This window comes from Aeromonas mytilicola subsp. aquatica (assembly GCF_044336385.1).
GTDB classification, from domain to species: domain Bacteria; phylum Pseudomonadota; class Gammaproteobacteria; order Enterobacterales; family Aeromonadaceae; genus Aeromonas; species Aeromonas rivipollensis.
The window spans coordinates 3,957,501-3,976,622 of sequence record NZ_CP172298.1; the positions used below are offsets into that span (position 1 = coordinate 3,957,501).

A 19,122-nucleotide genomic window follows, 5' to 3' on the forward strand; every position below is an offset into this window, starting at 1 on the left:
AGCTGCTGGATGGCGAGACCCTGAGCGATGAAGCCAGGCAGATCCTCGCCAGCCAGCTGGAAGGGCTGGACTTAAGCGATGCTGCCGCCCGTCAGCAGGCGGTCGCCAGATTGCTGGATCAGCATGGCACCGGGCGGGTGCTGTTCCGTAACAGCCGCGCCAATATTCAGGGCTTCCCCGAGCGTCACCTCAACGTCTACCCCATGCCGCTGCCGGAGCAGTACAAGACCGCCATCAAGGTAATGGGCATGATGGGTGGCAATGGTGGCGATCTGCAGACCCGTGCCCTGCGCTACCTCTATCCCGAGAAGATCTTCCAGCAGTTCGAAGGCGACAACGCCACCTGGACCCAGTTCGACCCCCGCGTCGAATGGTTGCTGGAACTGCTGCTCTCTGCCCGCCAGCAGAAGGTGCTGGTGATCTGCTCCGAAGCGGCCACCGCCATCGCGCTGGAAGAGGCGCTGCGTACCCGTGAAGGGATCCGCGGCACAGTGTTCCATGAAGGGATGTCCATCCTCGAGCGGGACAAAGCCTCCGCCTATTTCGCGCAAGAGGATGGTGGCGCTCAGGTGCTGCTCTGCTCCGAGATCGGCTCAGAGGGTCGCAACTTCCAGTTTGCCAGCCATCTGGTGCTGTTCGATCTGCCGCTCAATCCGGATCTGCTGGAACAGCGTATCGGCCGACTGGACCGTATCGGTCAGCAGAATACCGTCGAGATCCACGTTCCCTATCTGGAAGGGACTGCCCAGCGCGCCCTGCAGCTGTGGTATCACGACGGCCTGGACGCGTTCGAGCAGACCTGCCCGACTGCCCGCCCGGTATTCGAAGCGGTGCGTGACGAGCTGTTCGAACTGCTTGCCGCCAATACGGGTGATCAAGCCGCTCTGGATACCCTGCTGGCCAGGACACGGGAGATCCACGAGCCGCTCAAATCCCGCATGGAGCAGGGCCGCGATCGCCTGCTGGAGATCCACTCCAGCGGTGGCGCCGCCGCCCAGCAGCTGGTCGACAAGCTGGCCGCCGAAGATGACGACACCGGCATGATCTCCTTCGCCCTCAAGATGTTCGACGAGATCGGCGTCAATCAGGATGACAGGGGCGAGAACGCGCTGGTGCTGACCCCGGGGGATCACATGCTGGTCTCCAGCTTCCCGGGCTTGCCGCAAGACGGCATGACCATCACCTTCGATCGCAACACCGCCCTGTCGCGGGATGATATGGCGCTGCTCTCCTGGGATCACCCCATGATGCGCGGCGGTATCGACCTGATCCTGGGCTCCGAGATCGGTGCCACCTCGGTCGCACTGCTCAAGAACAAGGCGCTGCCCATAGGCTCCATCCTGCTTGAGCTGATCTTCGTTGCCGAGTCTGCGGCCCATCCCCAGCTCTACCGCTTCATGCCGCCGACCCCGATCCGTCTGCTGATGGACAAGAACGGCCAGAATCTGGGCGAAAAGGTGGCGTTCGATGCCTTCAACCGCCAGCTGACCCCGGTCAACCGCCACCTTGGCAGCAAGCTGGTCACCGCGTCACAGCCGGTGATCCACGGCCTGATTGGCAAGGGGCAGGTCATTGCCGACGAGCTGAAAGCCGGGATTGTCGACAAGGCCCGCGCCCAGATGGCGCAGACCCTGCAGCAGGATCTGGATCGTCTGGAAGCGCTCAAGGCGGTCAATCCGAACGTGCGCGACAGCGAACTGGATTATCTGCGCAATCTGCAGGCAGAATTGCACCACCTGATCGATCAGACCCAACTCAAGCTGGATGCCATCCGCTTTATCGTGGTCACCCATAACTGACAAGGTACCGACCGACAGCGGCCAGACCCAGCTCAAACTGGATACCCAATGCCGCTTTATCGTGGTCACCCATAACTGATGGGGGCTTGCCCCCACCTTCTGATGCGAGACATTTATGTTTGAATACTCACCGCCTCTGGAACCCTGGCTCGATATCCTGTTCAAGGACAAGGACATCATGGTGGTCAACAAGCCCACTGGCCTGCTGAGCGTCCCCGGGCGCGGCCCCGAGAATGAAGACAGCGTCCTGCATCGGGTGAAACAGCAGCACCCCAAGGCGGCGGCAGCTCATCGCCTCGACATGTCCACCACTGGCGTCATTGTCATTCCCCTCAATCCCAATTCCCATCGGGAGCTGAGCCGACAATTTCGCGAGCGGGAAACCGAGAAGCACTACCTCGCCTGGGTGTGGGGCGAGCCGGAGGCAGACTCGGGTCAGGTCGACCTGCCGCTCTGCGTCGACTGGCCCAATCGCCCGAAGCAGAAGGTGGACTTTGAGGAGGGGCGTCACGCCCTGACCCTGTGGGAAAAACTGAAGGTGGAGAACGGCAACAGCCTCATCAAGCTGACCCCCATCACGGGTCGCTCCCATCAGCTGCGCGTCCATATGCTGGAGCTGGGGCACCCGATTCTGGGTGACAACCTCTATGCCCATCCGGATGCACTGGCGGCGGCCCCCCATCTCTACCTGCATGCGGCCATGCTGACCATCAGCCACCCCCGCAGCGGCGAGCGGATGACCTTCGAAGCCCAGGCCCCCTTCCCGGTCTGAGTAGTGAAACCGTCAGATAACACCCGATAAAAAAGAAAGCCCCCATCGCGAGATGGGGGCTTTTTCGTTCAGGTCAGACGCGAATATCGATCCTGCTTCCGAGGGAAGCGCTGGCCGATGTCGGCGCTGCCGGAGCGGACTGCGCTGCCGTTGCCAGCAGTTTCAAAGCCGATTCGCCCTCCTGGGTCTGCTGCTTCTTGGCCAGGCTGGCCACCATCAGTGCAGAACCAAACGACGCATTTGCAGAGCTAGAAATATCCATTGTGTACCTCCTGCCTAAACACTATCGGCCAGAACGTGGCAGACATGAGCCATATCGTTCAGAGCAGGTATGCCTTGTTCGGCGCACGCCGTGCCAGCCAGCGCTCCTCCATCTCCAGCAGGGTTTGATAGGCCTTGGACGCCTGTTCCGGGCGGCTGAACAGATAGCCTTGTCCGTAGAGATGGATGTCGGTCAATGAACGCAGCACGTCGAGCTGCCCCTGGGTCTCGATGCCTTCACACACCAGCTTCTTGCCCAGCATGGAGCCCATGCGGCAGATGTTGGCCACCAGCTCGGCCGCCTCTATGGAGGTGTCTATGCCCTGGATGAAGGATCTGTCTATCTTCACCTTGCTCACCGGCAGCTTCTGCAGATAGCTGAGAGAGGAGTAACCGGTCCCGAAGTCATCAAGGGCCAGGTGCACCCCCTGCTGGCTGAGATCCTGCATCAGCTGCAGCGAGTTCTTCACCTCGCGCATTGTGGTGTCTTCCGTCACTTCCAGTACCAGACAGGATGCGGGAATATGGTGTTCCATCAACGCCTTGGCCACCAGCTTCAACAAGTTGCGCTGGTACATGCCAGGGGAGATGTTGACGCACATCTGCAGATCGACCAGCCCCAGGTGCTGCCACTGGTGGAGCTGCTCGCACGCCGTGTTCAGCACCCAGCTCCCCAGCTTCTCGGCAAGCTGGAACTCTTCCGCCACCTGGATCACCTCGTTGGGCGGGATGAAGCCAAGTTCGGGGTGGCGCCACCTCAGCAGCGCCTCCACCGCCTCGCAGCGACCGCTCTCCAGGTTGACTATGGGTTGGTAATAGAGCTCCAGGGCATTGTGTTCCAGCGCCATCACCATATCGGAGGCGAGGTGCTTGCGCCTGGCGGTTTCGTTGAGCAGGGAGCTGTCATAGATGACATAAGGCACATGGGTCTTGCGACTGTGGAACAGCGCCTGCTCCGCCCGGCTCAGCAGCTCCTGGGTCTGGTTGCTGTCCGTGGGGAAGAAGGCGATGCCTATGCCCACCTCCAGCCGGAAGGGGTAACTATCGATGATGATGTCTTGCTTGATGGCGTGGAGTACCCTAGCCACCAGCTCCCTGACCTGGCGCAGGTCGCTGCTGTCCCGTTGCAGCATGGCGAGCTGATCGCCCCCGAGACGCGCCACCCACTCGCCGTTTTCACACAGGGAACGCAGCCGCTTCGCCAGCTCCTGCAGCAGTATGTCCCCTGTGCTGTAGCCAAACTTGCTGTTGATGTCCCGAAAATCGTTGATGTCGATCAGTATCAGACCAAAGGGAGTATCACGGCTGACATAGGACTCCATCTTCTCCAGCAGGGCCAGCCTGTTGGCCAGTCCGGTCAGCGGATCGACCCGGGCCGTTCTGAAATGGCGCCTGGCTTCACGCACCAGCAGGCCGCTGAGCAGAATGACGGAGATCACCAGGCCCAACACCATGAACAACAGGGCATCGCGCAGCTGGCCGAAGCGCTTGTCATTGCCCGAATAGACATTGATGTTCTTCTGCATCATGGAGGCGAGAGAGTAGGAGAGCGGCTCCTGCAAGGGCGCAAGGGTCATCATGATCTGCTGGTAGTCCGGCATCCCCGGCTTCAGCCTGGTCAGCTCTGGCTCCAGCTTGCGGATATTGCTCTCGGTCAGCTGGACCAGCCGCAGCGTCTTCGGATTGTCCGCCAGACTCTTGCGCAGCTGGCCGCTCAGCAGTATGGGGGTGCGGCTCCACAGGATGTCGTAGCGCAGCAGCAGGGTTTCATGGTCGATGCCGCCGTAGTGGTAAATCTCGACGGCATTGATAAAGCGCCCCAGCTCGAGCTGCAACTGCATCAATGCCCAGGAGACGTCATAGGTATACTTTTCCATCACCCGGGTCGCATTTTGTATCTGCACCAGGCAATACAGCGTGCTACCCGTGAATAACAGAATGGATAGATAAAGAACGCCGAGTAAGGGCCAGGCCCTGGTCTTCGCTTTCACCCAGTACTCCCGCAAGTCACCGTCTTTACTGCTGAATATCGATTGCGCTCAGTTGCCAGATCATCATGTCGGTGAACTCGGATCGCTTGAGTTCGGGATGCTGATCCAGCGGCAGGATAAACCAGAGCGGCCCTTTGTCACGTACCCGCATGGTCACCCCATCATCCTGCCAGGCCAAGATGGGATCGTATTGCCTGACCTTATCCCAGTTGATCCGGATCTGGAAACTATTCAAGGCGGTGAGCGTGATGCTCTTGCCGTTGGCCTTCACCGCCGTCAGCACATCCGCCAGCTTGGGCCCCACGTATTTGTGCGGCTTGTCCACCCAGGGATTGCTCGTCACTATCTCATGCTGTGGCAGGGCCTGGATCATGGCCATGTCGAAGGCAACCTCACCATCACTCGGGTCGGCGGGATCCAGATTCCCCGTCACCTTGAGGATCACGGGCCCTTCGGGAGCGGCCAATGCCATGGTGGGGACGACAAGGGAAAACAGTAATGGGATCAGGCCTAATGTTCGCATGCTTACCTCAGATCATTTCACTATCAACAACTTCAGCTTAGTAGCACTAAAAAAAACGGCCCGCAAAAGCGAGCCGTTTGATGACTATGACGGAATTACATCATACCCATACCGCCCATGCCACCCATATCAGGCATGGCCGGGGTATCTTTCTTCGGCAGCTCGGAGATCATGCACTCTGTGGTGATCATCAGGCCGGCGATGGAAGAGGCGAACTGCAGGGCAGAACGGGTCACCTTGGTCGGATCCAGGATACCCATTGCCAGCATGTCACCATACTGTTCGGTGTAGGCGTTGTAGCCGAAGTTACCCTCACCGTTCTTCACGGCGTTGGCAATGACGGAGGCTTCTTCACCGGCGTTGATGACGATCTGACGCAGCGGCGCTTCCATGGCGCGCAGGGCGACCTTGATACCCACGTTCTGGTCTTCGTTGTCACCACGCAGGGAGGCCAGCTTGGCGGCTACGCGCACCAGCGCCACACCACCACCGGCAACCACGCCCTCTTCTACGGCAGCGCGAGTGGCGTGCAGGGCATCGTCAACACGGGCTTTCTTCTCTTTCATCTCGACTTCGGTGGCAGCGCCAACCTTGATGACGGCGACACCACCGGCCAGCTTGGCCACGCGCTCTTGCAGCTTCTCACGGTCATAGTCGGAAGAGGTATCTTCGATCTGCTGACGGATCTGAGCAACGCGGCTCTCGATCAGGGCGGCATCACCCACGCCATCGATGATGGTGGTGTTCTCTTTGGTGATGACGATGCGCTTGGCACGGCCCAGATCTTCCAGGGTCGCTTTTTCCAGCTCCATGCCCACTTCTTCGGAGATCACGGTACCACCGGTCAGGATGGCGATATCCTGCAGCATGGCCTTGCGACGGTCGCCGAAGCCCGGCGCCTTGACGGCGGCGACTTTCACGATGCCGCGCATGGTGTTGACCACCAGGGTCGCCAGCGCTTCACCTTCCACGTCTTCGGCCACGATGATCAGCGGTTTGCCCGCCTTGGCCACGCCTTCCAGCACCGGCAGCATTTCGCGGATGTTGGAGATCTTCTTGTCCACCAGCAGGATGAAGGGGTCATCCAGCTCGACGGAGCCGGTTTCCGGCTTGTTGATGAAGTAGGGGGAGAGGTAGCCACGGTCGAACTGCATGCCTTCGACGACAGCCAGCTCGTCTTCCAGACCCTGACCGTCTTCTACGGTGATCACGCCGTCACGGCCGACCTTGTCCATGGCTTCGGCGATCAGTGCACCCACTTTCTCGTCGGAGTTGGCGGAGATGGTACCGACCTGAGCGATGGCGTTGTTGTCGGCGCAGGGCTGGGACAGGGCCTGCAGCTCGGCGACGGCGGCCACGACGGCCTTGTCGATACCGCGCTTCAGATCCATGGGGTTCATGCCGGCGGCAACGGCCTTCAGGCCTTCGTTGACGATGGCTTGCGCCAGTACGGTGGCAGTGGTGGTACCGTCACCGGCGGCGTCGTTGGCCTTGGAAGCAACTTCCTTGACCATCTGGGCGCCCATGTTCTGGAACTTGTCTTCCAGCTCGATCTCGCGAGCAACAGAAACGCCATCCTTGGTGATGGTCGGGGCACCGAAGGACTTGTCCAGTACCACGTTGCGGCCTTTCGGGCCCAGGGTCACCTTGACGGCGTCGGCCAGGATGTTGACGCCTTCCAGCATCTTGATGCGGGCTTCGTTGCCAAACTTAACTTCTTTAGCTGCCATGTTCTTCAGTCCTTAAATCAATTCGGGAAAAAGGGGGGAGGTGATTACGCTTCGACAATCGCCAGGATGTCGGTCTCGGACAGGATCAGCACGTCCTGGCCATCCAGCTTCTCGGTCTTCACGCCGTAGCCTTCGTTGAAGATCACCTTGTCACCCACCTTGACGGCGAGGGCTTTGACATCGCCATTGTCCAGAATTCGGCCAGTCCCCACGGCAAGAACTTCACCACGGGTGGACTTCTGGGCCGCAGTGCCAGTCAAGACGATGCCGCCAGCGGATTTGGCTTCAGCTTCGATGCGCTTGATGATGACGCGGTCGTGCAGTGGACGAATTTTCATCGATAACTCTCCCAAAATGAGTCTCTGTGTTGCTTGAGGAATGGCCGCAGTCGGCCAAATTTGTTATGCCCCTGATCTGGGGCAATTTGGGTAGCCCTTCAAGGGCAAATACAAAAAAAATATTTTCACGTACTATGAGTATCTTCGATGGATCACCCACCCCCAATCAGGAAGGCGGATGGACGCGGCCAGCATTTAGGCCCAGAGCACATAGAGACCCTGCCTTGAGCCGACCCAATCCCATGCTGACCGAGCCCATGACGCCAGTGCTGCTGCGCATGACGGGCCCCATGATCCTCGGCATCGTTGCCATCCTCGCCTTCAACCTGGTCGATACCTTCTTCATCGGCATGCTGGGCACCCAAGCGCTCGCCGCCATCAGCTTCACCTTTCCGGTCACCTTCGTGGTCACCTCCCTCACCATGGGGCTGGGAGCGGGACTGTGCGCCCTGCTCGGTCATGCCCTGGGCCAGGGCCGTCACGACGAGGCCGCCCGCATCACCACCGACTGCCTGTTCCTCGCCGTCATCCTGGTGACCCTGCTCGCCGTGCTGGGGGCCTTGACCATAGAGCCCCTCTTTACCTTGCTGGGCGCCAGCGCCGAGCTCATTTCCCTCATCCATGACTACATGCTGCTCTGGTATCTGACCGTGCCCATGCTGGTCATCCCCATGGTCGGCAATGCCGCCATCCGGACCACAGGGGATACCAAGACCCCCAGCCTGGTGATGGGGGTGGCCGGTCTGGTTAACGGGGTGCTGGATCCCCTGCTCATCTTCGGGCCCGGCCCTTTCCCCGAATGGGGCATTCGCGGCGCCGCCATCGCTACCTCGATCTCCTGGCTGATGGCCATGCTGGTCAGCCTGCACATACTGCGCAAGCGGGAGCAACTGCTGTCATGGCGTCTCTCCCCTCGCCCGCGGCTGCTGACCCACTGGCGCGCCCTGCTGCAGGTGGCGGTACCCGCCTCCTTCACCAACATGCTCAATCCGCTGGCCAACGCCGTGCTGATGGTCATCTTCGCCGGCCTGGGTACCGAGGTGGTGGCCGCCTATGGGGCCGCCTCCAGGGTGGAGGCGCTGCTGCTGATCGTGATGATGGCGCTCTCTTCCGTGCTGGCCCCCTTCGTCTCGCAGAACTGCGGGGCGGGCAATCCGGCGAGGGCCAGGGCCGCCCTGCTGCTCTGCATGCGGTTCGCCCTGCTGTTCCAGCTCGCCATCTATGGCCTCGTCTGGCTGCTGGCCCCCCTCATCGCCAACCTGTTCAGCGATCACCCTCAGGTCGTTCGACTGATCGTGCTCTATCTGCATCTGGTGCCCATCGGCTATGGTTTTCAGGGCATGGTGATGTTGCTGGCCTCGGCCCTCAACGGTGTCAGAGCCTCGACAGTGTCATTCGTCTTCAACGGCATGCGGCTGTTTGTCTTCTTGCTGCCAGGGGCCTGGCTGGGGGCAAAGCTGGGGGGAGAGCAGGGGATCTATCTGGGGATATTGCTGGCAAACCTGGCGGCGGGGCTGCTGGCCTGGGGTTATGCCCACCGCAGGTTTGAGGGGCTCTGCCATCAGGTCCACCCCTGACGGCGAGGGCCCCGATATGGCGGCCGACTCCGTTCACTCACTCTTTGCGTTCAAATTCGCCTTCGATTGTGGTTCCGCCACCCTTGGTCCGATCCGGCTGCCCCTCGCCAGGGCGCGCCTCGAACGGCGGTTGCTGCCCCTGGAAGCCCCCCATCTGCATCCTGAACTGGCTGCTGCCCACCAGCTTGTCGGCCAGCCGGTTGCGCAGCCAGGGCTGCAGCAGCAGGATGCCGAAGAAGTCGGTCACAAAACCCGGAATGATCAGCAGCAGACCGGCCAGCGCCAGCATCATGCCCCCCATCACCTCGCGGCCCGGCATCTCGCCCTGCTGCATCTTCTGCTGGGCGCTGAACAGGGTCTTGATCCCCTCGCTGCGCACCAGGGAAGAGCCCAGCACCGCGGTCAGCACCAGCAGGCCCACGGTCGGCAAGGCACCAATCACCGAGCCCACCTCTATCATCACGGTGAGCTCCAGCAATACCAGGCCAACCAACAACAGTAACAACTTGCCCATAGCAACCTCAGTGCGGTGAATAAATGAACCTGCCATCACGCATTGAGCGGAGTATGGCCCATGCCAACTCGCCATCGCGCAGGTCTCTTGTCACTAAAATGGGGAGCCCTGGCGGTTTTTCAAGTCCGCGGCGCCAGACAACCCGGGTTCGGGAGAAATATTTGGTCGCCCAACTGTGATTGAAGTGATTGTTCTGTCAAAGTTAATCGCTCAATTGCAATATCTGTTTAATGACCACAAGATATTTGGGGTTGCCTCAAATTTAGTGATCCAAGTCTAATATCAGATACCTCAATTGAGGTAAGATCTATCCCAGTCATTGCACAGGGGAGCCACAGGTTCCCCACTGCCCCACCCGATGTGTGGTGCTTCAGGATGAAATGTGCGTAAGGAAGTCGCGACCACTCGGTGAGGATCGTTTCCATTTATCTGATTTCTGAGGCATTACAATGAGCGACATCAAGAACGTCCGCATTGAAGAAGACCTGCTGGGCACCAAAGAAGTTTCCAACGATCTCTATTACGGTGTGCATACCCTGCGCGCCGTCGAGAACTTCAAGATCAGCACTCAGAAGATTTCTGACGTTCCCGAATTTGTCCGTGGCATGGTGCTGACCAAGAAGGCCGCCGCACTGGCCAACGGTGAGCTGGGCACCATACGTCCCGAAATCGCTGACAAGATCATCGAAGCCTGTGACCTGATGCTGAACACCGGTAAATGCTTCGACCAGTTCCCGGTCGATGTCTATCAGGGCGGCGCCGGTACCTCCGTCAACATGAACACCAACGAAGTGCTGGCCAACATAGCACTCGAGTTGATGGGTCTGGAGAAGGGCCGTTACGACGTCATCAACCCGAACGATCATGTCAACAAGTGCCAGTCCACCAACGACGCCTACCCCACAGGTTTCCGCGTGGCCGTGGTCAACAGCACCGACACCACCCTGCATGCCCTGGAAGCGCTGATCGCTGCCTTCGATGCCAAGGCTGCCGAATTCAAGAGCATCCTGAAGATGGGTCGTACCCAACTGCAGGATGCTGTCCCCATGACCTTGGGTCAGGAGTTCCACGCCTTCGCCGTCACCCTGCGTGAAGAGATCAAGTCCATCAAGCGTTGCCAGGAGCTGCTGCTGGAAGTGAACCTGGGCGCCACCGCCATAGGTACCGGCCTGAACACCCCGCCCGAGTACTCCGCCCTGGCCATCAAGCGCCTGGCCGAGATCACCGGTCGTGCCTATGTGCCGGCCGAGGATCTGATCGAAGCGACCTCCGACTGCGGCGCCTATGTCATGCTGCACGGCGCCATCAAGCGTCTGGCCATGAAAATGTCCAAGATCTGTAATGACCTGCGTCTGCTCTCCTCTGGCCCGCGTACCGCGCTCAAAGAGATCAACCTGCCGGAAATGCAGGCGGGCTCTTCCATCATGCCGGCCAAGGTCAACCCCGTCATCCCGGAAGTGGTCAACCAGTCCTGCTTCAAGGTGTTCGGTAACGATGTCACCATCACCTTCGCCGCCGAAGCCGGTCAGCTGCAGCTGAACGTCATGGAGCCGGTGATTGGCCAGGCCATGTTCGAATCCCTGAGCCTGATGGAAAAAGCCTGTATCTCCCTGCGCGAGAAGTGCGTGGAAGGCATCACTGCCAACCCGGAAATCTGCATGAACCACGTGCTGAACTCTATCGGTATCGTGACCTACCTGAACCCCTTCATCGGTCACCACGAAGGTGACATCGTCGGCAAGATCTGCGCCCAGACCGGCAAGAACGTCCGCGAAGTCGTGCTTGAGCGCGGCCTGCTGACCGCCGAGCAGCTGGACGAGATCCTCTCCATCGAAAACCTGATGAATCCGCAATACAAGGCCAAGCGTTACACCCGCGAAGCCACCGTATAACCGGAATCCTGGGCCGGGTATATCCCGGCCCCATAGAGTCAGTTCCCGAGCGGCCTCCTGCTAGTCCCGTCGGGAATTGGCTTTCTGCCTAATAAAACCTAAAAAAACTGGAAAATGGAGTGTTCGCTATGATTGGAATCGAGTTACTTGTGGTGCTCGCCGCTATCTATCTGGGGGCCCGGATAGGCAGCATCGGCATCGGCTTTGCCGGTGGTCTGGGGGTGCTGGTACTGACCTGGGGTCTGGGCATGCCCATCCCGAGCGATCAGCTGGTTGCCTACCTCCCCTGGGACGTGATCATGATCATCGCGTCCGTCATCTGCGCCATCGCCTGCATGCAGCTCGCTGGCGGGATGGACTACCTGGTGCACCTGGCAGAGAAGGCACTGCGCAAGAATCCCAAGCACATCACCTTCGCCGCCCCCGTCGTCACCTACCTGATGACCATGCTGGCCGGTACCGGCCACACCGCCTTCTCCACCCTGCCGGTGATAGCAGAAGTGGCCAAGGAGCAGGGCATTCGCCCCTCCCGTCCGCTCTCCATCGCGGTCGTTGCCTCCCAGATCGCCATCACAGCCTCGCCCATCTCGGCGGCCGTGGTCGCCTTCTCCGGCATGCTGGAGCCGCTCGGTGTCGACTACCTGACCCTGCTGGCCATCTGCATCCCGTCCAGCTTCATCGCCTGTCTGCTGGGGGCCTTCGTGGCCAACATGCTGGGCAAGCCGCTGGAGCAGGATGAAGTCTACCTGGAGCGCAAGGCCAAGGGCCTGATCAAGCTGCGCGGCACCAGCAAGGTTGAGCTCAAGCCTTACGCCAAGCTCTCCGTCGGCATCTTCGTCGTCGCCATCGTCGCCGTTATGGCCTATGCCACCGCCATCTCCGGCAACGTGGGCCTGATCGCCAGCCCGCCCATCCCCCGCGATGGCGCCATCATGGGCATCATGCTCTCCGCCGCCACCCTGATGGTGCTGTTCTGCAAGCTGGACGCAGCCCAGATCACCAACATGCCGACCTTCAAGTCCGGTATGTCCGCCTGTATCTGCGTACTGGGTGTGGCCTGGCTCGGCAACGTCTTCGTGAAGGGCAACATGGTCGAGATCCAGGCGTTCGCCGGCGATCTGCTGAGCCAGTACAGCTGGCTGCTGGCCGTGGTGCTGTTCTTCTCCTCCATGCTGCTCTACTCCCAGGGTGCCACCACCAAGGCACTGATGCCGGCCGCGCTGGCACTGGGCGTCAGCCCGCTGGCGGCCATCGCCTCCTTCGCCGCCGTGAGCGCCCTGTTCGTGCTGCCGACCTACCCGACCCTGCTGGCGGCGGTCGAGATGGACGACACCGGCTCCACCCGGATTGGCAAGGCGGTGTTCAACCACCCCTTCTTCATCCCGGGCGTGGCCACCATCGCCATGGCAGTGGCGCTGGGCTTCTTCTTCGGCGGTCTCATCCTCTGATAGCGAGCAACTCCTTGCCAAACGGCCCTTCGGGGCCGTTTTTTATGTCCGGCCGCCGCGAATGGCCCCCGAACGCCCATGAAAAAGCCGCTCAAGGGAGCGGCTCTCGTCATCAGGGGCAGATCCTCAGGGGGTCTGCCGGGTACCGAAATAGTCGGCGAGGAAGTCGTCGAACGACAGGCTGTCACCGCGCTCCCGCTCCCGCTGCTTGGCCAGGGAGTCCCGCGCCTCGCCGGCGAAGTAGGCCTCATCCCAGTACTGCAGCTCACCACTCAGCATCTCTTCCCGGTAACGGCTCGCCAGGGCATCGCCGAAGCAGCCGTTGTCCTGGCCGCTTTCCAGCAACTGCTTGAGCAGGCGGGCGGAGTAGGTCAGCTCGGGGTTGAGCAGCTTCTCGCGGTGCATGGCCAGGGTTTCCCGGTAACGGTTGCGGCCGCAGCAACGATCCAGCAGTTCGGCGACCTGGGCCAGCTCGTCGAACAGCTTGAGCCCGTACTCCTTGAGGCCGATGGCATTGCCCTGCTCGTCTTCCAGCTCGAGGCCGGGACGGCGCCCTTCCAGCACCACCTTGTTCTGGTTGCGACGGTTGCGGGCTATCTCCTCGTCACCCAGCACGGGAGACGGGCGCAGCAGGCACCAGACCAGGAAGAGATCGAAGAAGCGGATCTGATCCACCTCTATGCCAAAGGGCGTGAAGGGATTGACGTCCACGGTGCGCAGCTCTATGTATTCGATGCCGCGCTGCTCCAGCGCATCCGAGGGCTTCTCGCCGCTGCGCGGGGTGCGCTTGGGCCGGATCGGGGCGTACAGCTCGTTCTCCAACTGCAGCACGTTGTCGTTGAGCTGGCGGTACTCGCCGTTCACCTTGACCCCTATCTTGGCAAACTCGGGATCATGGGTATTGATGGCGCGGCGCAGGCTGCTCACGTAAGCGGGCAGGTTGTCGTGGCTGATCTTGAGCCCCGCCTGGGCGCTGTTGGTATAACCGAGATCGGACAGGCGCAGGGCGGTGGCATAGGGCAGATAGAGGGTGCCCTTGCCAATCTTCTGGAACGGCAGGCTGCTCTTGCGCCCCTTGAGGAAGGAGTCGCAGATGGCCGGGGAGGCGCCGAACAGATAGGGCACCAGCCAGCCGAAGCGATAGACGTTGCGGATCAGTCCCATGTACTTGTCGGAGATGAAGCGCTGGCTGCAGCACCCCTCGCCCACCAGATCCTGCCACTCGCACCAGAAGCTGTCCGGCATGGAGAAGTTGAAGTGCACCCCGGCGATCACCTGCATCAGGCTGCCGTAACGGTTCTTCAAGCCCTGGCGATAGAGGGTCTTCATCCGGCCTATGTTGGAGCTGCCGTACTGGGCCAGGCGGATGCTCTCCTCGTCGCCGACGAAGCAGGGCATGGAGAGGGGCCAGATCCGCTCATCCCCCAGGTGGTGAATGGCGTGGCGATGGATGTCGCCAAGCTGCTCGATCAGGCTCTCGATGGAGTCGGTCGCCGGGGTGATGAACTCCAGCAGGCTCTCGGAGTAGTCGGTGGTGATGTTGGCATGGGTCAGCGCCGATCCCAGGCCTCTGGGGTGATCGGTCTGGGCCAGGGTCCCTTCCGGGGTGATGCGCAGACATTCACGTTCGATCCCGCGCCGGATCCCCTTGAGGGCGGCCACCCGATCCGGGGTGCCCAGCGCGGTCAGCAACTCGGTGAGCGACAAGCTAGTAGTAGTCATATTCACGGCTCATGTATGGCCGCCCCACCTGGGGCGGCGCTCATTTTTTTGCAACGCCCCTCAGGGCAGTTGCAGCGGATAGATGGGAAGATGAAGCTCGCTCAAGGGTTTTTCAAGCTTTTGCTTGTCCCCCACCACCACAATCACCATGTCGGCCGGGTCGAGCCAGCGTGTCGCACTGGCTTTTAGCGTCTCAGGCGACACCGTTTTGATCAGCTGGTTCTGGGCCTGCACATAGTCCGGCTTCAGCCCATACATGATCATCTGCAGCAGGAAGCCCGCCTTCTGACCGAGGGTCTCGTAGGAGAGCGCATCCTGCTGGGAGACGGCGCTGCGCATATAGGCCAGCTCCACCGGGGTGGGCCCGCTCGCCCGGTAGCCATCCATCTCCTTGAGGAACTGGCGGATGGCATCCGCGGTGGCATCGGTGCGCACGTTGGCACCGGTGGCGAAGATGCCGGCCTCGCGGTTCGCCTGGAAGCCCGAGCTGGCACCATAGGTGTAGCCCTTGTCCTCCCGCAGGTTGAGGTTGATGCGGCTGTTGAAGTTGCCCCCCAGGTTGAAGTTCATCAGGTTGGCGACGAAGTAGTCCCCGGTGGTGTCAAACGGCATGGCACGGCGGCCGATGCGGATCACCGACTGGGGCGCCCCCGGCTTGTCCACCAGGTAGATGCCCGGCTTGGCCTGCTCCCCCTTGAGCTTGAGATCCCCCAGGGTCGGGGCAGGCCCCTGCCACTGGGTGAGGAAGCCGAGCTGCTGTTCGACCTGTTGCTGGGTCACATCCCCGGTCACCACCACCTTGGCATTGGTCGGGTTGTAGTAGGTGTGATAGAAGCGCTTCACATCCGCCAGGGTCAGCTTCTCGACATCGGTCAGCACCCCGTCGGTCGGCTGACCGAGGCGGTTCTGCTCGCCGTAGACCAGCTCACGGAACGCCTGCCCCGCCAGCCACTCGGGCTGCTGCTCGCTCTGCTTCATGCCTTGCAGCATCTGCGCCTTGAGCCGCTCGAAGTCCGCCTCCCGCAGGCCGGGTTGCAGCAGCACCTCGCGCACCAGTGCCAGCGTCTGGGGCAGCTTGTCGGTCAGGCTGCTGATGGTGATGAGGTTGTTGTACTGGGCGGTCGAGACGCTGATGCTGGCGCCGAGCTTTTGCAGCTCGTCGCTGAGCTCGGCCTCGGAGAGGCGCGCCGTCCCCTGCCCCAGCATGGCGGCGGTGAGGCTGGCCAGCCCCAGCTCGCCCTTGCCCTCGGCCCGGATGCCGCCTGGCAGGGCAATCATGATGGAGACGGCCGGGATCTCGTCACTCTGGGTGCCGATGATCTCGATGCCCTTGTCCAGCTTGCCATGCCAGATGGCCGGCACCTTGACGCTGACCGCCTCCGCCGTCTTGGGCTCCACGCTGCGGTCGAAGCTGTCCTTGACCGTTTGCTGGGCCAACGGCTCCCCATGCTGGCTGTAATCCGGCAGCTCGCGCTTGGCCGGGGTGAAGTTAGGCGTGCCCGCCTGCCACTGGGTCTTGCCCTTGGGCACCACGCTCAACACCACAGAGGGCTTGTTCGCGATGAACTTGTCGTAGGCCGCCTTGACCTGCTGGGCGTTCACCTGACCTATGGCATCCAGGTTCTTGAACACATAGTTGGGATCCTGAGCCAGCACCTGACCCATGGCGAGCTGGCTCACCTTGCCGGACACGCTGTCCAGCCCCCAGATGGCCGAGGCGCGATAGCTGCTGATGGCTTTCTCCAGATCCTCTGGCTTGATGCCGCGACCGGCAAACTCGCCGATCACCTTGTCCACTTCCCCCTTGAGGGTCTTGAGGCTGCCATCCACCGCCGGGTTAGGGTAGGCGTAGACCGCCAGGGTACAGGCCAGCTCCTCGCAGGAGTGGGAGGCCCCTACCTCGATGGCCTTGCCTGTCTTGACCAGGGACTGATAGAGCATTGAGCTGGCGGAGCCGCCGAGCACGTCGGCAAAGATGTCCAGCGCCGGCTCCTGGGGGTCGCCGAGGGAGACGGTCGGATAGCTGATGTAGAGCAGCGGCAGGTGCACCTTGTCTTCCAGCGTCACATAGCGGGTCTCGGGCAGGGTCGCAGGCTCCGGCGTCGGCTCGGCCACCTCGGGGCCACGGGGGATGGGGCCGAAGTATTGCTCAATCCAGGCCAGCGCCTGCTTGGTGTCGAAATCGCCGCCCAGGGTGAGGGTGGCGTTGTTCGGACCATACCAGCGCAGGAAGAACTGCTTGAGGTCATTCACATCGACCCTGTCCAGATCCTCCACATAGCCGATGGGCTGCCAGGAGTAGGGATGGGTGCGCGGATAGAGCGCCTCCCCCACCTTCTCGCTCAGCAGGCCGTAGGGCTGGTTGTCGATGCGCTGGGCCCGCTCGTTCTTGACGGTGGCGCGCTGGATCTCGAACTTCTTCTGGCTCACCGCATCGAGCAGGAAGCCCATGCGATCCGCCTCCAGCCAGAGCACCTTCTCCAGCTGGTTGGCCGGTACCGTCTCGAAATAGTTGGTCCTGTCCTTGTTGGTGGTGCCGTTCATCTCGCCACCGGCCTCGTTGATGATCCGCATGTGCTCCTGATCGCCAACGTGTTTGGAGCCCTGGAACATCATGTGCTCGAAGAAGTGGGCAAACCCCGACTTGCCGACTGTTTCGCGGGAAGACCCCACGTGATAGGTGACATCCAGGTGCACCAGAGGGTCAGACTTGTCCGGCGCCAGGATCACGGTCAGGCCGTTGTCCAGCTTGTACATCTGATAGGGAATGCCGAGCTTGCCTTCCTGCTTGACCTGCTCGGACACCAGGGTGGGCGCTGCCAGTGCGGGCAGGGAAAATCCCAGGAGAATGCTTAATGGAATGAGTTTGTTCACGGTTACCTCGTGAGTGACAAAAATGGGCTAGAAGATCTGGCTGGCCAGCAGAAACACCAGGGCATAACGAAACAATTTGCCGAGCCCGATCAGGATGAGAGAGCGCCAGAAGGAGAAGCGAAGCCAACCGGCCAGCAGGCAGAGGCCATCGCCGATCACCGGCGTCCAGGCGAGCAGCAGGCACCAGTGACCATGTTGTTTGAGCCAGGCGAGCGCCTTTTGTTCCCCACGGCCTTGAAAATCTTCCGGTTTTTTCTTGTGAGTGGCGAGTCGGCCGAGCCACCAGGTGGTCATGGAGCCGAGGGTGTTGCCCAGCGTCGCCCACAGCAGCAGGCTGGCCATGCTCCACTCTCCTCGGGTGGCCATGGCCCCCAGCAGCACTTCCGAGCTGCCGGGCAGCAGGGTGGCCGAGGTGAAGGCACTCAGAAACAGCCAGCCCAACCCCATCTCGGCAATGTCGTTCATCCGGGCTGGCCGTCGGCGGCAGGCATGCGCAGCAGCAGCTTGCCCCGCACATGGCCGCCTTCGATAGCCTGATGGGCCAGCGCCCCTTCCCCCAGCGGGTACTCGCCGGAGATGGTGATATGCACATCGCCCTGACGCAGCAGCATCAGCACCTGGGTCAGCTGCTTGCTGTCGGGATGCACCAGCATGCCGAGCACCTCTATGCCCGCCTCGGCCCCCGCCTCCTTGATCTGCTGGGCCGTGATGGTGGGCACAGTCACCAGGCGGCCACCCGGTTTGACGCAGGCCAGCGCCGCCTTGCCGCTCTCGCCGCCCACCAGATCCAGCACCAGATCCACCGGGCCGCCAGCCACCACCTGTGAAGGCCAGTCGGCGTCGTGGTAATCCACAATCTGGCCGGCCCCGAGCCCGTGCAGGAAGCTGTGGTTGTCAGGCCCTGCCGTGACCACCACCTGGGTCCCGTAGGCGGCGGCAAACTGCACCGCCAGATGGCCCACGCCACCGGCACCGGCCAGGATCAGCACCCGCTGGCCGCCCTTGAGGGCACCATGTTCGAACAGTCCCTGCCAGGCGGTGAGCCCCGCCAGCGGCAGTGCCGCCCCCTGCTTGAGGCTGACCCCGTCGAGCTTGACCAGCTCGTCTTCGCGCGCCACCACAGATTCCGCATAGCCACCGGCCGTCAGGGGAAAGCCCACCATGCCGCACACCTTATCCCCTTCCACCAGGGTGGTGACATTGGGGCCGACCTTCTCCACCACGCCGGAGACGTCATAACCCGGGGTCCAGGGCAGCTTGTCCTTGTTCTGAGCCGCCGCCCAGCCGAGGCCGGCCCGGGTCTTGGCATCTATGGGGTTGACCCCCGCAAAGCAGATGCGCACCCGCACTTCCCCCTCGGCGGGCACCTTGTCGAGGGAGGGGTTGAGCCGAAGTACCGAGGGGTCGCCGAATGCGGTAATCTGTAGCTGCGTCATTGCACAATCCATCCTGTTGATTGATCAAGGTTCAACAGAATAACAGCGAGGACACCATGGCTCGAATGTTTCTTATTCCTCTGTTGCTGGCCCTGGGGTGGTGGGCGTTTCTGCTCTACTTCCGCATCCCGCTCAAGCAGGGGGCCAAGGGGTTTTACTGGATCATCGGCATAGGTGGGGGGCTCGCCGCCTTCTTCAGCCTGATGATGGTGCTCACCCACTGACACCGTCTGCGGCAACAAAAA

The 19,122-nt window shown here is 61.4% G+C and carries 16 protein-coding genes (1 of these 16 cut by a window edge); 6 read left to right on the top strand and 10 right to left on the bottom strand.

The window, feature by feature from the left end; translation table 11 throughout:
* On the top strand, positions 1 to 1,799 hold the 3' portion of the coding sequence (gene rapA, locus ACFWHB_RS18055) for an RNA polymerase-associated protein RapA (protein WP_395948990.1). It extends 1,069 nt beyond the left edge of the window; the window shows 1,799 of its 2,868 coding nt (coding positions 1,070–2,868); the start codon falls outside the window, past its left edge; the stop codon is at positions 1,797 to 1,799.
* A gap of 115 nt (positions 1,800 to 1,914) precedes the next feature.
* Positions 1,915 to 2,571, top strand: coding sequence for a bifunctional tRNA pseudouridine(32) synthase/23S rRNA pseudouridine(746) synthase RluA (gene rluA, locus ACFWHB_RS18060; protein WP_395948991.1), 657 nt, complete (start codon positions 1,915 to 1,917; stop codon positions 2,569 to 2,571).
* 73 nt (positions 2,572 to 2,644) lie between these two features.
* Here the strand turns inward: rluA and ACFWHB_RS18065 are convergent, their stop codons facing one another.
* From ACFWHB_RS18065 to ACFWHB_RS18085, 5 genes are all read right to left on the bottom strand, one after another.
* Positions 2,645 to 2,833: a hypothetical protein gene (locus tag ACFWHB_RS18065; RefSeq protein ID WP_106884960.1), complete on the bottom strand. Its 189-nt coding sequence runs from the start codon at positions 2,831 to 2,833 to the stop codon at positions 2,645 to 2,647.
* A 58-nt stretch (positions 2,834 to 2,891) separates the two neighbouring features.
* A complete protein-coding gene (locus ACFWHB_RS18070) occupies positions 2,892 to 4,823 on the bottom strand; it encodes a putative bifunctional diguanylate cyclase/phosphodiesterase (protein WP_395948992.1) in 1,932 nt (643 codons plus the stop codon).
* Between the two features lie 25 nt (positions 4,824 to 4,848).
* Positions 4,849 to 5,346 carry a molybdopterin-binding oxidoreductase gene (locus ACFWHB_RS18075; protein WP_163135549.1) on the bottom strand — a complete coding sequence of 166 codons (498 nt, stop codon included), beginning with the start codon at positions 5,344 to 5,346 and terminating at the stop codon, positions 4,849 to 4,851.
* Between the two features lie 95 nt (positions 5,347 to 5,441).
* Positions 5,442 to 7,076 (bottom strand): chaperonin GroEL, encoded by a 1,635-nt coding sequence (groL, locus tag ACFWHB_RS18080; RefSeq protein WP_025325745.1) that lies wholly within the window; start codon positions 7,074 to 7,076, stop codon positions 5,442 to 5,444.
* A 44-nt stretch (positions 7,077 to 7,120) separates the two neighbouring features.
* Complete coding sequence (locus ACFWHB_RS18085) at positions 7,121 to 7,414, bottom strand: co-chaperone GroES (RefSeq protein WP_005318973.1); 294 nt, start codon at positions 7,412 to 7,414, stop codon at positions 7,121 to 7,123.
* Positions 7,415 to 7,656: 242 nt separating this feature from the next.
* On the opposite strand from ACFWHB_RS18085, the gene ACFWHB_RS18090 reads away from it, so the two are divergent.
* A complete protein-coding gene (locus ACFWHB_RS18090) occupies positions 7,657 to 8,991 on the top strand; it encodes an MATE family efflux transporter (protein ID WP_395950220.1) in 1,335 nt (444 codons plus the stop codon).
* A 37-nt stretch (positions 8,992 to 9,028) separates the two neighbouring features.
* On the opposite strand, the gene ACFWHB_RS18095 is transcribed toward ACFWHB_RS18090, so the two are convergent.
* Complete coding sequence (locus ACFWHB_RS18095) at positions 9,029 to 9,505, bottom strand: FxsA family protein (RefSeq protein WP_163147431.1); 477 nt, start codon at positions 9,503 to 9,505, stop codon at positions 9,029 to 9,031.
* A gap of 449 nt (positions 9,506 to 9,954) precedes the next feature.
* Here ACFWHB_RS18095 and aspA point away from each other — a divergent pair, with 449 nt between their 5' ends.
* Positions 9,955 to 11,397, top strand: coding sequence for an aspartate ammonia-lyase (gene aspA / locus ACFWHB_RS18100; RefSeq protein ID WP_106884964.1), 1,443 nt, complete (start codon positions 9,955 to 9,957; stop codon positions 11,395 to 11,397).
* Between the two features lie 128 nt (positions 11,398 to 11,525).
* Positions 11,526 to 12,845 carry an anaerobic C4-dicarboxylate transporter gene (locus ACFWHB_RS18105; RefSeq protein ID WP_106884965.1) on the top strand — a complete coding sequence of 440 codons (1,320 nt, stop codon included), beginning with the start codon at positions 11,526 to 11,528 and terminating at the stop codon, positions 12,843 to 12,845.
* A 126-nt stretch (positions 12,846 to 12,971) separates the two neighbouring features.
* On the opposite strand, the gene gshA is transcribed toward ACFWHB_RS18105, so the two are convergent.
* The 4 genes from gshA to ACFWHB_RS18125 are packed head-to-tail and all read right to left on the bottom strand — an operon-like array spanning position 12,972 to position 18,877.
* A complete protein-coding gene (gshA, locus tag ACFWHB_RS18110) occupies positions 12,972 to 14,567 on the bottom strand; it encodes a glutamate--cysteine ligase (RefSeq protein WP_395948993.1) in 1,596 nt (531 codons plus the stop codon).
* Between the two features lie 60 nt (positions 14,568 to 14,627).
* Entirely contained in the window at positions 14,628 to 17,441 is a 2,814-nt protein-coding gene (locus ACFWHB_RS18115) for a M16 family metallopeptidase (protein WP_395948994.1), read from the bottom strand.
* A 27-nt stretch (positions 17,442 to 17,468) separates the two neighbouring features.
* On the bottom strand, positions 17,469 to 17,906 hold the full coding sequence (locus ACFWHB_RS18120; protein WP_395948995.1) for a YqaA family protein: 438 nt from the start codon (positions 17,904 to 17,906) through the stop codon (positions 17,469 to 17,471).
* Positions 17,903 to 18,877: an NADP-dependent oxidoreductase gene (locus ACFWHB_RS18125; protein WP_395948996.1), complete on the bottom strand. Its 975-nt coding sequence runs from the start codon at positions 18,875 to 18,877 to the stop codon at positions 17,903 to 17,905. The genes ACFWHB_RS18120 and ACFWHB_RS18125 overlap by 4 nt, the downstream gene beginning before the upstream one ends.
* A 65-nt stretch (positions 18,878 to 18,942) precedes the next feature.
* Between ACFWHB_RS18125 and ACFWHB_RS18130 the strand changes: the two genes are divergently transcribed.
* Complete coding sequence (locus tag ACFWHB_RS18130) at positions 18,943 to 19,101, top strand: hypothetical protein (RefSeq protein WP_005331791.1); 159 nt, start codon at positions 18,943 to 18,945, stop codon at positions 19,099 to 19,101.
* Positions 19,102 to 19,122 lie beyond the last annotated feature (21 nt).

What these genes read in the sequence shown, in the direction of transcription:
- ACFWHB_RS18075 (WP_163135549.1), bottom strand. Translation starts at nt 5,346, where the DNA reads ATGCGAACATTAGGCCTGATCCCATTACTGTTTTCCCTTGTCGTCCCC.
- groL (WP_025325745.1), bottom strand. Translation starts at nt 7,076, where the DNA reads ATGGCAGCTAAAGAAGTTAAGTTTGGCAACGAAGCCCGCATCAAGATG.
- ACFWHB_RS18090 (WP_395950220.1), top strand. Translation starts at nt 7,657, where the DNA reads ATGCTGACCGAGCCCATGACGCCAGTGCTGCTGCGCATGACGGGCCCC.
- ACFWHB_RS18095 (WP_163147431.1), bottom strand. Translation starts at nt 9,505, where the DNA reads ATGGGCAAGTTGTTACTGTTGTTGGTTGGCCTGGTATTGCTGGAGCTC.
- ACFWHB_RS18130 (WP_005331791.1), top strand. Translation starts at nt 18,943, where the DNA reads ATGTTTCTTATTCCTCTGTTGCTGGCCCTGGGGTGGTGGGCGTTTCTG.
- ACFWHB_RS18125 (WP_395948996.1), bottom strand. Translation starts at nt 18,877, where the DNA reads ATGACGCAGCTACAGATTACCGCATTCGGCGACCCCTCGGTACTTCGG.
- gshA (WP_395948993.1), bottom strand. Translation starts at nt 14,567, where the DNA reads ATGACTACTACTAGCTTGTCGCTCACCGAGTTGCTGACCGCGCTGGGC.
- ACFWHB_RS18065 (WP_106884960.1), bottom strand. Translation starts at nt 2,833, where the DNA reads ATGGATATTTCTAGCTCTGCAAATGCGTCGTTTGGTTCTGCACTGATG.
- ACFWHB_RS18105 (WP_106884965.1), top strand. Translation starts at nt 11,526, where the DNA reads ATGATTGGAATCGAGTTACTTGTGGTGCTCGCCGCTATCTATCTGGGG.
- aspA (WP_106884964.1), top strand. Translation starts at nt 9,955, where the DNA reads ATGAGCGACATCAAGAACGTCCGCATTGAAGAAGACCTGCTGGGCACC.
- ACFWHB_RS18120 (WP_395948995.1), bottom strand. Translation starts at nt 17,906, where the DNA reads ATGAACGACATTGCCGAGATGGGGTTGGGCTGGCTGTTTCTGAGTGCC.
- rluA (WP_395948991.1), top strand. Translation starts at nt 1,915, where the DNA reads ATGTTTGAATACTCACCGCCTCTGGAACCCTGGCTCGATATCCTGTTC.
- ACFWHB_RS18085 (WP_005318973.1), bottom strand. Translation starts at nt 7,414, where the DNA reads ATGAAAATTCGTCCACTGCACGACCGCGTCATCATCAAGCGCATCGAA.